Source organism: Pontiella agarivorans, assembly GCF_034531395.1.
Taxonomy (GTDB): Bacteria; Verrucomicrobiota; Kiritimatiellia; order Kiritimatiellales; family Pontiellaceae; genus Pontiella; species Pontiella agarivorans.
Genome location: NZ_JARVCO010000010.1, coordinates 606,732 through 619,542 on the forward strand (window position 1 = coordinate 606,732; position 12,811 = coordinate 619,542).

Annotated in this window: 11 protein-coding genes and 5 tRNA genes; 13 read left to right on the forward strand and 3 right to left on the reverse strand. The window is 53.2% G+C overall.

What is annotated here, in order from left to right:
• Positions 1-9: 9 nt before the first annotated feature.
• Positions 10-2,778, reverse strand: a complete 2,769-nt coding sequence (locus P9H32_RS10125) for a DUF748 domain-containing protein (RefSeq protein ID WP_322608783.1) — start codon at positions 2,776-2,778, stop codon at positions 10-12.
• Positions 2,779-2,978: 200 nt separating this feature from the next.
• Here P9H32_RS10125 and P9H32_RS10130 point away from each other — a divergent pair.
• From P9H32_RS10130 to rpe, 5 genes are all read left to right on the forward strand, one after another.
• Positions 2,979-3,067: transfer RNA gene (locus tag P9H32_RS10130), tRNA-Leu, on the forward strand.
• A 33-nt stretch (positions 3,068-3,100) separates the two neighbouring features.
• Positions 3,101-3,177, forward strand: a tRNA-Met gene (locus P9H32_RS10135).
• Positions 3,178-3,195: 18 nt separating this feature from the next.
• Positions 3,196-3,272 (forward strand) — tRNA-Met (locus tag P9H32_RS10140).
• Positions 3,273-3,291: 19 nt separating this feature from the next.
• Positions 3,292-3,368, forward strand: a tRNA-Met gene (locus P9H32_RS10145).
• A gap of 136 nt (positions 3,369-3,504) precedes the next feature.
• Positions 3,505-4,179 carry a ribulose-phosphate 3-epimerase gene (gene rpe, locus P9H32_RS10150; RefSeq protein ID WP_322608784.1) on the forward strand — a complete coding sequence of 225 codons (675 nt, stop codon included), beginning with the start codon at positions 3,505-3,507 and terminating at the stop codon, positions 4,177-4,179.
• Here the strand turns inward: rpe and P9H32_RS10155 are convergent.
• Both P9H32_RS10155 and P9H32_RS10160 read right to left on the reverse strand, forming a co-directional pair.
• Entirely contained in the window at positions 4,176-5,612 is a 1,437-nt protein-coding gene (locus P9H32_RS10155; RefSeq protein WP_322608785.1) for a sodium:solute symporter family transporter, read from the reverse strand. The two genes, rpe and P9H32_RS10155, sit on opposite strands and share 4 nt — an antisense overlap.
• A 3-nt stretch (positions 5,613-5,615) precedes the next feature.
• On the reverse strand, positions 5,616-6,806 hold the full coding sequence (locus tag P9H32_RS10160) for an iron-containing alcohol dehydrogenase (RefSeq protein ID WP_322608786.1): 1,191 nt from the start codon (positions 6,804-6,806) through the stop codon (positions 5,616-5,618).
• A gap of 128 nt (positions 6,807-6,934) precedes the next feature.
• Here P9H32_RS10160 and P9H32_RS10165 point away from each other — a divergent pair, with 128 nt between their 5' ends.
• From P9H32_RS10165 to P9H32_RS10200, 8 genes are all read left to right on the forward strand, one after another.
• Positions 6,935-7,216, forward strand: a complete 282-nt coding sequence (locus P9H32_RS10165) for an FmdB family zinc ribbon protein (RefSeq protein ID WP_322608787.1) — start codon at positions 6,935-6,937, stop codon at positions 7,214-7,216.
• A gap of 66 nt (positions 7,217-7,282) precedes the next feature.
• The gene (locus P9H32_RS10170) at positions 7,283-9,022 is read left to right on the forward strand and encodes a P-loop domain-containing protein (RefSeq protein WP_322608788.1); all 1,740 of its coding nucleotides are present in this window, start codon (positions 7,283-7,285) and stop codon (positions 9,020-9,022) included.
• A gap of 81 nt (positions 9,023-9,103) precedes the next feature.
• Positions 9,104-9,559, forward strand: a complete 456-nt coding sequence (gene dtd, locus P9H32_RS10175) for a D-aminoacyl-tRNA deacylase (protein ID WP_322608789.1) — start codon at positions 9,104-9,106, stop codon at positions 9,557-9,559.
• A 70-nt stretch (positions 9,560-9,629) separates the two neighbouring features.
• Positions 9,630-11,006, forward strand: coding sequence for an argininosuccinate lyase (gene argH / locus P9H32_RS10180; protein ID WP_322608790.1), 1,377 nt, complete (start codon positions 9,630-9,632; stop codon positions 11,004-11,006).
• Position 11,007: 1 nt separating this feature from the next.
• Positions 11,008-11,424, forward strand: a complete 417-nt coding sequence (locus tag P9H32_RS10185; RefSeq protein ID WP_322608791.1) for a secondary thiamine-phosphate synthase enzyme YjbQ — start codon at positions 11,008-11,010, stop codon at positions 11,422-11,424.
• Positions 11,424-11,621 (forward strand): hypothetical protein, encoded by a 198-nt coding sequence (locus P9H32_RS10190; protein WP_322608792.1) that lies wholly within the window; start codon positions 11,424-11,426, stop codon positions 11,619-11,621. The genes P9H32_RS10185 and P9H32_RS10190 overlap by 1 nt, the downstream gene beginning before the upstream one ends.
• Before the next feature lie 164 nt (positions 11,622-11,785).
• A tRNA-Gln gene (locus tag P9H32_RS10195) sits at positions 11,786-11,859 on the forward strand.
• A 17-nt stretch (positions 11,860-11,876) separates the two neighbouring features.
• A complete protein-coding gene (locus P9H32_RS10200; protein WP_322608793.1) occupies positions 11,877-12,803 on the forward strand; it encodes a ribose-phosphate diphosphokinase in 927 nt (308 codons plus the stop codon).
• The last annotated feature ends 8 nt before the right edge of the window (positions 12,804-12,811 follow it).

The window sequence follows — 12,811 nt, forward strand, 5'->3', positions numbered from 1 at the left end:
GGGGGATTGTCAGGGGAATACGCGGCGGCGGCCGCCTGCCCGGCGCGTCTTGCGCGTTTCTTTAACTTTTTCCACCGTCTCTTCTACGGCTCCTTCGACGATTTCGCTGTTGCCTTTGGTAATTTTTCCGACGCCGTCTTTTGCCCCGCTGACCATATCCGAAGTCAGACTGCCGAGGCCTTTCAGGGTATCGCCGGCAAAACCGGTTGCTCCGCTGACGGCACTGAGCATCTCTTCGTAGAAGGTGTCATAGACCTGCGTTGCGGCTTCTGCCGGGGTTGCTCCGCCTTTTTCTTTACCGATATCTTTCAGTACCGGCAGGGGCAGGGGAATGGGCAGGGTCGGCAGAGCTGAAAGTTTGGCGTATACAATACAGCCGTCGATGGCAATGCGCTCAATAATAACTTTCTGGCCCTGTTCCTCTTCAGCTTCTGCTGTCGGGGATGTGTCTGCCATTTCAGGGCCGGGTTCTGTATCTTCGGTATATTCCTCCCGATGGAGCACGGCCTGTTCGATATTCTCCTGAAAGGCTTTGATGTTGTCTTTGAGAATCTGACGTTCGTAGCGAACGCGCGGGTTGGTCAGCTGAATATCGCGAATCATGAGAATGTCGCTCTGGATGCTGTCCGGATCGAGATCGAGACTGAAGTGCTCGATTTTGACCATATCCCGCCGCGAAAAATTCGGAGGGTTGGCGATGCGCAGACCGTTGATCTGCAGTTGGCCTTCGAGCGGTTGGAGCAGGAGATCACGAAATGCTACCATGGTGACGGGTGCATCGGGATCGATTTCAGCCTCTTCGTCTTCTGACGAGAGCGGATTGAGTTTCCCGATTTGCTCCATGGGGTTGAGTTTTCCGATCTGCTCCATGGGATTGAGGCTTTTCAGACTCATGCCGGCGGTTTCCGTGTGGTTGGTGGTTACCGGAAGTTTAAGGTTTACATTCAGGTTGGTGATCGCGAGCCGGTGAAGGACCACCGGCTGTTCAGCAATCGGAAGCGGTTGCGTCTTTTTTTCAGTGGCCGGTTGTGGCGGTTTTGTTTCCGGTGTTTTGTCTTCGGTTCCGGGCGGGGTAAAATGTTTAAAGGTGCTCTGGAGGCTGGCGACATTGCCGCTGGTTTCGGTCTGCTCCAGGTCTACCTGCGGAGAATCAATGAATACCTCATTAATGACGACCTGGTCTGAATAAAGGGATTCCGGGTCGAGGGTGACGGCAATCTGTGCCAGGTGGAAAAGGTTGCTGGCGGCAAAGTCCGGATGGTTCGGAACGGTAATGTTGTTTATTTCGATCCGGCCATCGATGAGCTTGGCCGAAATTTCATCAACACCGGCGATTATTCTTGGTGTATGGGTGGTGAGATTGGTGTCGGTGGTGTCCAGCAGGTGAGCCGCTATATTATCGACTACAAGGTGCTGCAGTTCGAGCGGCGGGGTTGCTGTTTTATCGGATTTGGCGGTCGTTGGTTTGTCCGTTTGCGGTTTTTCCGGAGCGGGAGGGAGGGAGGGAATTTGGTACGTCGGAATGCGTTCGATGTAGCCGTTGGCCAGGCGGAGCCATTCGCTGATGGTATTGTTTTTTGCGTTCAGCTCGAGGAAGGCATGCGGGCTGGTAACCCGTACATCATTGATTACCGGGGAGGCCGTTTTGTGTGAGCCGGGTTCGAGTTGGACGGCAATATTTTCCAGAGAAAACAGGTTGGGCGTTTTCAGGGTTTTCGGATTGGAAAGCCGGAGGTTCTTCATTTCGACTAGGCCTTCTTCCAATGCCACGGAAAACCGAGCGACAGACAGTTGTGTATTCAGATCGGGTTCGCTGATGTTGACCGCGTGAAGCTGCACGTTGTCCACGGCCAGCAGATCCAGCGTAATATCCGGCGGCGGAAGGGTGTTGTCGGGAGCAGCATCGGCTTCGGCGAGGGGATTGGTCGTTTCCGAAGCGGGAGCGTTTGTGGGAATTTTTTCTGCAAGACAGGCGGCGATTTTCAGGAATTCACCGGCGGTGTCGGTTTCGGGATTATATTCCACGTAGGCCTGTGGGCTGACGACTTGGATTGTTTTGAAGTGGATGTTGGTGGAATAAATGGATTCGGGGGCCATTTCAACGTGGATGCGGTCGAGTGTGAACAGGTTGGGGGTTTTCAGTCGTCCCGGATTCTGTATATAAATCTGATTCAGAACAAAGGTGCCGTTGGTCATGCTGACCGCCAGTGAGTCAAGGCCGGCTCGGATATCAAGTTGGGGATCGCGGGTGTTGGCTAGTTTCATTTGGACATCATTGATGGCCAGTGATTCGATGATGACGATTGGGGCCGGTTTGTTCTGTGGCTTTTTTTCTTTTTCCGGTTTTGGTGCCGAGGGATCGATGTTGGCAAACGCCTGCACATTGCGGATGAATTCCGTAATATTATCGCGCTGAAGATTCTGCTCATACACAAAGTGCGGACTGTTGATCTCTACCTGATGAACCAGAATTGTGCTGGAAAAAAGCGAGGCCATATCGACTGAAATATTCAGACTGGCCAGTGAGACGGCATTGGATTGTCCGAAAATATCCGGATTCTGAATGTTGAAATCCGAAAGGGAGATGGTGCCTTTCAGAGGGTTGATGCTCAATTTATCAATGTTCACTTCCGTGCCGAGAGCCTTGGAGCCGATGGTTTGGGCCGTCAGTTTGATGGTTGGACCCAGCCAGAAAAGAAAGGTGAGTATAATTATGAGCAACAGTGCCGCTGTTGCACAGGCTAGAATTTTCAGAGTTTTTTTTAATTTCAGTTTCATGTTTTGTCGCCTCAAAAGATGGTGAAACGCTACAGGGTTTTCCAAACCTTGGAAAGGTGATTTCCCGGCCGAGTGTCCGGTCGGACCCTGAAGTTGCTTTAAAATGAAGAGCTTTTCAGCGAGTGGAACTTTTTGTGTTTTACCGCTTGCACCGCATGGGGTGCCTCTGTATCTTGCTCCACCTCTTTTCGACCAAAACCGCTCGGGTGGTGAAATTGGTAGACACGCAAGGTTGAGGGCCTTGTGGGAGTTAAATCCCGTGTGGGTTCGAATCCCACCCCGAGCACCATTTTAAAGAGTTTTGTGTGAAAAGATAAAAGATTGCGGGGTAGAGCAGCCCGGTAGCTCGTCAGGCTCATAACCTGAAGGTCATTGGTTCAAATCCAATCCCCGCTACCAATTTGAAAAACTTAGGATTGCGGGGTAGAGCAGCCCGGTAGCTCGTCAGGCTCATAACCTGAAGGTCATTGGTTCAAATCCAATCCCCGCTACCAATTTATAAAAACTTAAGATTGCGGGGTAGAGCAGCCCGGTAGCTCGTCAGGCTCATAACCTGAAGGTCATTGGTTCAAATCCAATCCCCGCTACCAACTTATGTGAAGCAGGCCGGTCGGAAACGACCGGTCTGTTTTTTTTAACGGTTACTCTGCCGGAACAGGGCGGCGGCGGTCTTGACTCGATTTCCGCAGTTGGTTACCGTCCGCGCGTTTTCAGGAGATTTTAAATATGCCCGAAATTCAGATTATGCCGTCGATTCTTGCTGCCGACTTCGGCCATCTTGCCGCCGGATGCCGTCGCGCTGAAGAGGCGGGAGCGGATCAGGTTCATGTGGATGTGATGGATGGAGTTTTTGTTCCCAATATCAGCTTCGGCCCCGATGTGGTGAAAATGGCGGCGGCGAATGTTTCTATTCCCCGTAATGTGCACCTGATGGTGAAAAAGCCGCAGGATCATATCAATGCGTTTGTTGCTGCGGGTTCGGATACGATTCAGATTCACATCGAGTCGGTCTGTAATATTGAAAAGACGCTGACGGCCATCCGGGAGGTGGGCAAACGCCCGGCGATTACTCTGAACCCGGAAACTCCGGCTCATGCCATTTTCCAATGTCTGGATAATCGCTGGGTGGATGAAGTGCTGGTGATGTCGGTGCATCCGGGTTTCGGGGGGCAGAAATATCTCGGCTACGTTGAAGAGAAGGTGGTTGAAATCCGGCGCCGTGCGGACTGGGTGGATATTGCGATCGACGGGGGAATTGACGGCGAAACCGTTGTTCCGGCGGCAGCGGCGGGCTGTAATCTGTTTGTGGCCGGTTCCTATCTTTATAAACAGGATGATATGGCGGCGGCTGTTGCGGATATGCGGGAAAAAGCCGCTGCCAATTTCTGTAAAGCGGTTTAGCGTTTCCAGACCGTCAGGCCGGAGGGGACTTCCGGTGGTTGGAAAAAACGGCTGGCAATGAGGCCGATACTGAAGCTCACGAAAAACGACGCGGGGAAATAGTAGAGCTCGTGAACGGGCGTGAACTTCTGGATCCAGATACTGACGGCAATGGATGCGCCCAGGCCGATGAGCCAGCCTTTGAAATTTCCTTTTTGTGTCAGGGCTCCCATGAGAAACAGGGCGAGTACGGGGGCGCTGAACATGCCCATAAAACTGAAGAAGGCTTTTAGAATGCCACCGATGGTAGAGACGTAGAATGCCAGAGCGGTGGCCAGCAGGCCCAGCGCAAGTGTGAGCTGCCGGGCGAGGCGGACTTCATTTTTTACACCGTGGGTGAAATCGCTGATGAGTACGGTGGCAATGGAATTGATGCCGGAATCCATAGAGGACATGGCGGCCGCAAAGACCGCGGTGATCAGCAGGCCGGAGATTCCTTGCGGAAGATAGTGGATAATGTAGTAAGGCATCGTTTTGTCCGGCGTGATGCCGGCGGGAAGTTCCGTATTCTGGAAAAAGGCGAAGAGTCCGAGTCCGATAAACATCAGCAGACCGATAATGAAAAAATCGGTACAGGCGTTGAAGGCGACGGATTTGACGGTTTTCTTCAGGGAGCCGGTGGCCATCAGTCGCTGAACGGTAATCTGATCGGTGCCGTAGTCCTGCATGAGTTGAAAAAAGAAGGAGATCGCGACGGCGGGGCCGGTCATGGAGAACAGGTTGATTTTCCAGTCGCCGATATCGAGCCGACCGGTTTCTCCGGCGAGAGCGATGATTGCCCCCGCGCCCCCTTCCACCCCCTGGATCAGTGAAATGGAAACCCAGACGGCACCGCCGATGAGGATGATAAATTGGATGGCGTCGGTCCAGACCACGGCGGCGAGCCCGCCGAGGGCGGTATAGACGGTGGCCAGCAGGCCCATCATACAGATGCAGATCCAGAGTGGAATGCCGGTGACGGTGGACATCGCCATGGCCGGGGCATAGACCACGGTGCCGAGCCAGCCGAGACGGGCGAGCAAAAAGAGGCTGGCCACGGCGTATTTGGCCGGGGCCCCGAAGCGTTTCAGAATGTATTCATAGGATGTGGTGACGCGCAGGCGGTGGTAGAGCGGGTAGAAGATCAGCAGGATGAATGGCGCGACGATCGGGCTCATGAAACTGACGATGATGAGCGAGATGTTTTCGGCATAGGCGGTGCCGGGCAGGCCGATGTAGGTTACGGCACTGGTAAGCGAGGCATACATGCTCATGGCGACGGCGAGCCATGGGAGCTTGCGCCCGCCGAGGAAAAACATTTCGCTGTTTTCCTGTCTTCGGGAAAAGTGGATGCCGATGCCGATCATACCGGCAAGGTAGAGCAGCAGAACGAGATAATTCAGTGTGCCGAACATGATTTACATGTAGAGCGTGGCGTCGCCGTCGATCGGGGCGTCCATCGATTCCTGAAGGATTGCGATCAGTTCTTCGTCGGTAAGTTTGATGGGGTTGCCTTTCATGCTGCTGGATTTTTTGGCCTTTTCAACAAGGACGGGGATGTCGGCGTGTGTGATGCCGAATTCCTCGAGTCCGGGAATGAACATTTGGGCGCAGATATTTTTCAGGCCGTCGAGCGCGTCATCGATGGTGGCGTTGGGGTTTCGCAGAATCAGTTGTGCGGCTTCCCGGTATTTTTCAAGTGCGCCGGTTTCGTCGGCGCGCGACTGAAGGGCTTCGTGGTTGATGCGGGCGGATGCGTGAAGGAGGCTCGCACAGATCAGCCCGTGCGGCGCTTTGAACATTCCGCCGATGGGGCCGGCAAAGCCGTGAATGACACCGAGTCCGGCGTTGGCGAGGGCCAGTCCGCCGCAGAGACTGGCAAAAGCCATATTGGTGCGGGCTTCGAGGTCGGTGCCTTTGATGTAGACGCGGTACAGCGAATCCCCCATGCGGCGCAGTCCTTCGCGGCAGAGGGCGTCGGTTATGGGGTTGGCTTTTTTGGAAACAAAGGCTTCCAGTAGCTGGATAAAGGCATCGAGTCCGGTGCTGGCGGTGACTTCGGGCGGCATGGTGAGGGTCAGTTCGGGATCGACGAGTGCGATGGTGGGCAGCATTCCGGGATGGCGCATGCTGACTTTGACCTGATGTTCTTCCGATAGCAGGACCGCGTTGCGCGTGACTTCCGATCCGGTTCCGGCGGTGGTCGGAATGGCGATGCAGGGGGCAGGATCTTCGGTGAGCGGGAGGCCTTTGCCGATGACTTCGAGGTAGTTCATGATATCGTCGGTGTTGGTGAGCAGTGCGGCGATGGCTTTTCCGGCATCGATGACGCTGCCGCCGCCGAAGGCGACTACATAATCGCAGCCGAGCTCTCGAGCGCCGTCGGCGAGCTGGGCAATGCGGTTGACTGTGGGTTCTCCGCTGATGCTGAAGGCTGCGGGTTCTGTGCCGGCTTTTTTCAGGGTATTGAAGATCGGGGCGATTCGCTGGGCACTGCTTCCGGTGATCAGAGCGGCCTTGCTGCCGAGGCCGGGCGCCAGTTCCGGGAGGGTGTTGATTTTTCCGCACCCGAAGATGATGCGCTGGGCGGTGGCGAATTCAAAGTTCATGCAGGCTCTCCAAATGTTTGGGAGTGCAGTGTAGTTAGGCGGGCAGGCGTGTCCAGAATCAATTTGACAATAGAGGCGGAGGCGCTAAATTCCGCGTTTTTTGAATCTGTTTGTAAATGGAGAGTGCAATGCCAACATATGATTATGAATGCAAAGAGTGTGGTCATCATTTTGAGGCTTTTCAAACGATGTCGGCGGATCCGCTGACGAGCTGTCCGAAATGTGAAGGGGTTGTTCAGCGTTTGATTGGGATGGGATCCGGTGTGCTTTTCAAGGGCTCGGGGTTCTATGAGACCGATTATCGCAGCTCCGGGTATAACAAGGCAAAGGCCGCTGACAAACCTGCGGAATCTGCTCCGAAAAAGGGTAAAAAGTCCGCTTCCAATAAGAATGCGAAACAGGCACAGTAGTCCACCAATTGCGGCTTGTGGTTGGGCAGGCCGCGTAATTCTCTATTAACGAAGGATAACTGGACTATGAAGGATAAGAAGGAATTCTACAATCTGTTGGCTGAGCTCGACGGACAGCCGTTCCCGGAGTATCAGAAGCTGATCGGAGATTTCGATTTCACCCGCTATGTCATTAAGTGCATGAATATGGATCTGACCGAAGAGGCGGGCTTGCGTCCGGTTTTCAGTATCCGTGTTCCGCAGACCATTTCGGAGATTCCGGAATATCTCTTCGACAGTCCGGTGCGGCGCACTGCGATGGAGGATCTGTTGCTGCGCCGCATGGCTGATCGCATTGCTTCGATTGCGCACTATGACCAAAACGGTCTTGCCCGTCGGCATATTCATGTGGCTACGCCCAATCAGAAGATTCTGCCGCGCAATGCTTTGTTGCTGACGCGCGAATATATTGAAGTCCGTATTGAGATTACGTTGCCGGTGCGGACGATGGTGGTCGATGGTGAGCCGACTGTTTCTATCGACGGTGCCATGGCTCAGCAGATCTTTTATGAAGATCTGCCGGAAGTGGTAAGTAATTCGCTGCTCTACTGTAATATTGATATTGCCGAAGCGGACGCTCATGTAAACTGCATGGAGGATGCTGACCGTTTGCGTCAGTATCTCGGGGCTTCCGGCCAGGTGGCTTTTGTTTCCGAGGGTGCGCTGGTAAGCCGGGAAACTGATGCTGATACGCCTGACTTTTCCCGTCTTGACCCGGTTGAGATCGGTGATGAGCTGGCTGAAGAGGTTGAGGTTCCGCATAGCGGAGTGGTACGTGGTCTGGGTATTCCAAATGGCCTGACGCTGATTCTCGGCGAATCCAACAGTGGTCGCGTGGATTTGATGGATGCGATTGCTCAGGGAATTTACAATCACATTCCCGGCGATGGCCGTGAGCATGTGGTTACGGTAGCTGATGCGGTGAATATCCGTTCTGAAGTGGGCCGTTCTATTCAGCAGGTGGATATTTCTGCATTTGCCAATCGTCTTTCTGATGGAGGGTTGCCTTCTTCCTATAGCACAAAGGGGGCGGGCGCATTCACCTCTCAGGCCGCTTCAACGGTTGAGGCACTCGAGGCCGGTGCGCGTGTTCTGTTGTATGATGAGCACAGCTCTTCATCCACTTTTCTTTCTTCGGACACCCGTGTGGCTTCGCTGATGAATGAATCGTCGCGTAACACGCTGGCCGCCCGGGCGCGGCAGATGGTGGATGAACTGGGTATTTCCATGGTTGTGGCCGGCAGCAGTCTGGTTGCAGAATTCATTCCGATCGCCGATAAAATCCTGAAGGTGGAGAATTTTACGGTTACGGATATCACGGAAGAGGCCAAGACGCTCGATATCACGCCGGCGGCGCCGGTGAATGATACTGTAAACTTATCTTCGATGCTCAGTCGTTCTCGTTGGGTTATGCCGAGCTCCATCGATCCAAGCATCGGCCGCGAGGACCTTGTGATTGAGACGGATGATGTTGATTTTCTGCAGTTCGGCCGTTCTCTGATTGATCTTGATGCGGTTCGCCAGATTGCGGATGCGGATCAGGCGAGGGCTATCGGCTATGTTCTGTACTATGCGAAGTTGCGCTATATGGATGAAGGGTATCCGTTGCGCGAAATACTCGATCTGGTTGACCGGGATCTTTCTAATGAGGGGCTTAATGCTCTGGCGAGGGATGTACGCGGCGATCTCGCCCGTCCGCGGCGTTATGAAGTGGCTGCGATGCTGAACCGTCTGCCGGCCTTCCGGGTGTCGCACGTTACCGAATAAGTTTTTTTCAAGGATTCCAGAAGGTCGCAGAGGCCGCGAAGAGGGAATCTTTGCGAACTTTGCGACCTTTGTGTTTAAGCAATGAAACTTGTTGTTCAGCGGGTAAAGCGGGCTTCCGTTACGGTTGAAGGGGAGAAGATCTCCGAAATCGGCCGGGGGTTGCTTGTGCTTTGCGGGGTCGGGCATGATGATACAGAGTGTGATGCCCGTTTTCTGGCCAGAAAAACAGCCAACCTGCGCATTTTCGAGGATGAGGCCGGAAAGATGAACCGCTCTGTAAAGGATGTTGGCGGCGAAATTCTTTCGGTCAGTCAGTTCACGCTCTATGGCAACTGCGCCAAGGGGAATCGTCCGAGTTTTATCGATGCTGCCCGTCCGGAGCCGGGCGAGGCGCTGTTTAATGCATATGTTCAGGCATTGGAAAAAATCGGTTTTTTTCCGAAGACGGGAAAATTCGGTGCGGATATGAAGGTGGATCTGCTTAACGATGGTCCGGTGACGCTGATTCTGGAATCTTCCGGTCGTGCCCGGGATTAAGCGCTGATAGTTCTTCAGCATTTGCGTGCATTCGTGTTTATTCGCGGTAAGCAATTTTTAAGGTGAAATCATGGCAAAACAGAAAACAACCGTTGGAATTATTAATAATGAAACGCTGGCCTATACCGCCGGCCGCGATGTGGAGCTTGATCATGCGTTGATTACGGTTGACTGCATCGGAACGGCGGCGCATGTGACTATGCTTTCTAAAATGCCGGTACAGCCGAAGTTGATTACCGAGGATGAACGCAAGCGGGTTATTGAAGGACTCGTTGAGATTATCGGTCAGGCGCAGCGGAATAAATTCAAGATTCAACTGGCTGATCAGGATGTGCATCTGGCGGTCGAGCGTACGCTGACTAAAAAGCTGGGGGATCTCGGGAAAAAGATTCATACCTGTCGGAGCCGTAATGATCAGGTGGCGGTGGATTTGCGTTTATATGCCAAGGAACAGCTTCTGCAGACGTTGGATGAGGCTGCGGCGCTGGCCGCAGCTCTGGTTTCCTTCGGTCGGAAAAATAAAATGGTTCCGATGGTTGGAAGAACGCATATGCAGCCGGGAATGCCGTCGAGTGTAGGTCTTTGGGCCACGGCGCATGCGGAGAGTTTACTGGATGACTGTGTCGGACTGATTAATGCATATGAATTAAATGATCAGTGTCCGCTGGGCTCGGCCGCAAGTTATGGGGTTCCGCTGCCAATTGATCGTCAGCTGACCTCTGATCTTCTGGGCTTTGGGCGTCCCACGCATAATGTGCTTTATGCCAATAACGGCCGGGGAAAAATGGAGAATCTGGTTTTGTCGGCCATGAGTCAGGTGATGCTGACGCTGTCGCGCCTGTCGCAGGATCTGATGATTTTCACAATGCCGGAGTTTGATTATTTTCAGCTGCCGGCTGAGTTCTGTACCGGCAGCTCGATTATGCCGCAGAAGCAGAATCCGGATGTCTGTGAGCTGATGCGTGCAAAGGCTTCGCGGGTGAAAGCTGCGGAGCTGGGAGTTTATGATCTGATCAAAGGTTCGCCGACGGGTTATAATCGGGATCTGCAGGAGGCTAAAGAGCTTTTTATGGAGGGGATTGCTACAACGCGGGCCAGTTTGCGGATTATGACTCCGATGATTCAGGGTACGAAGGCAAATAAAAAGAAGCTGATCGCCGGATTTACGCCGGATGTTTTTGCCACGGACCGTGCGTTGGAATTGGTGGGCGAGGGTATGCCGTTCCGGGATGCGTATCACTATATTAAAGAAAATCTTCATGAGCTGGAAAATATCGATCCGACAGAGGCGATTCTGTTGAAAACACACATGGGGGCGCCGCTGGGGCTGGATTGGGAGTATTTTAAGGGTCGTATTGCTGCGGTAAAAGAGACCGTGCGCGAGGAGCGCAAGGCCTTTAATCGTGCCGTCTCTAAATTGCTGGGCGTGAAATATCCGCTGAAATAAAATGGTTTACCGCGAAAAAATTAAGATTGATACGGTTGGGCATCGCGATATGCACGAGATGACCAACCGGGTGCAGGCCATTGTGGGCCGGTCCGGGATCGCTGACGGCACGGTGCATGTATTTAACGTTGGCAGTACAGGGATCATCGGAACTATTGAGTATGAGCCGGGGTTGGAAAAGGATCTGCCCGATATGCTCGACCGGCTGATTCCTTCGGGGCTTGATTACGGGCATGAGTGTCAGTGGCATGACGGCAATGGCCATTCCCATTTGCAGGCCACGCTGATGGGGGCCGAGATTACGGTTCCCGTAGGCGATGGACGGCTGATGCTGGGCACCTGGCAGCAGATCTTTCATCTGGAAGCGGACATTAAACCACACAGCCGTGAGGTGGTTGTGACGGTTATCGGCGAGTGATGGATGTGTTCGTAAATATCCTGTTCTGGCTGGGCGTTTTCGCTTTGGTGGATGGCTCGCTGGGCATTCTTTTGAAGGAAAAATGGCAGAAGATGGCGGGTGAAATGGATATTCAGAAAATTGCTCTAATTGAAATCGGTTTGGCCTGGGTGTTTTTGATTCTTTATTTTGTGCTCCAGTATGGCTTTGGCGGATAGCGGAGCAGTGGTTTTCCTGTCTTTGGAAAAAAGGTGAAAAGAGGTCGTTTTCTTCGATATGCCCGCTTGACTTCCAACCCGTTGCTTTCTATGGTCTTCCGCTCTTTTGAACTTAAGAAAGGAAAAGGGGCGGGTTCGGCTGTGCCTTTTTTTTACTATTTTATTGCCCGATAGTGTAATGGAAGCACATGTGACTTTGACTCATAGGGTCCTGGTTCGAACCCAGGTCGGGCAACCATATAGAAATGTAAATTTATGAAAATTATTTCAGGAACAGGACATCGGGTATTGGCCGAGCAGATTGCCGCTGCGGCAGGGGCGGATCTTTGCGATGTGGATATCACACGTTTCCCCGATGGAGAGGTGTTTGTGAAGATCGTGGAGAATGTCCGCGGTGACGACCTCTTTATTGTTCAGTCAGTTTCCGTGAATCCGAATGAGTATCTGATGGAGCTGCTCATCATGATCGATGCGGCCAAGCGGGCGTCTGCAGACCGCATTACAGCGGTTCTTCCTTTCTATGGCTACGCCCGGCAGGACCGTAAGGATCAGCCGCGCGTTCCGATTACGGCTAAGCTTGTCGCTAATCTGCTGGTTGCGGCGGGAGCGGACCGTATTCTCTGTGTCGATCTGCATGCCCAGCAGATTCAAGGATTTTTTGATATTCCGGTGGATCATCTTTATGCGTCGCCCGTGATTGTTAAATACCTTCGGTCGCGGGATCTTGATGATCTGGTTGTGGTTTCGCCGGATGCCGGCGGCCTGAAAATGGCGGATGCCTATTCCAAGCTGCTGGATGCCGGCATTGCACTGGTGGGCAAGCAGCGCAAGAGCGCAACCGATGTGGAAGCCAATCATCTTGTCGGGGATGTTAAGGGGCGCAATACCCTGCTGGTTGACGATATGACTTCAACAGCCGGTACTCTGACTGCGGCGGCCAAGCTGCTGGAAAAAGCCGGCGCAAAATCAATTCGTGCGGCGGTCAGTCACTCCCTGCTGACAGAGCAGGGCATTGACCGCCTGAAAGGTTCACCCATTTGCGAGCTGGTTACCACTGATACGGTGCCGCAGCGGGAATGGACATCATTTAAAGTAACTGTATTATCTGTGGCCGACACGCTGGCGGAAGCCATCTGCCGGATTCACAACGACCAATCCGTCAGCTCGCTGTTCCGGGTTTGATTATTAGG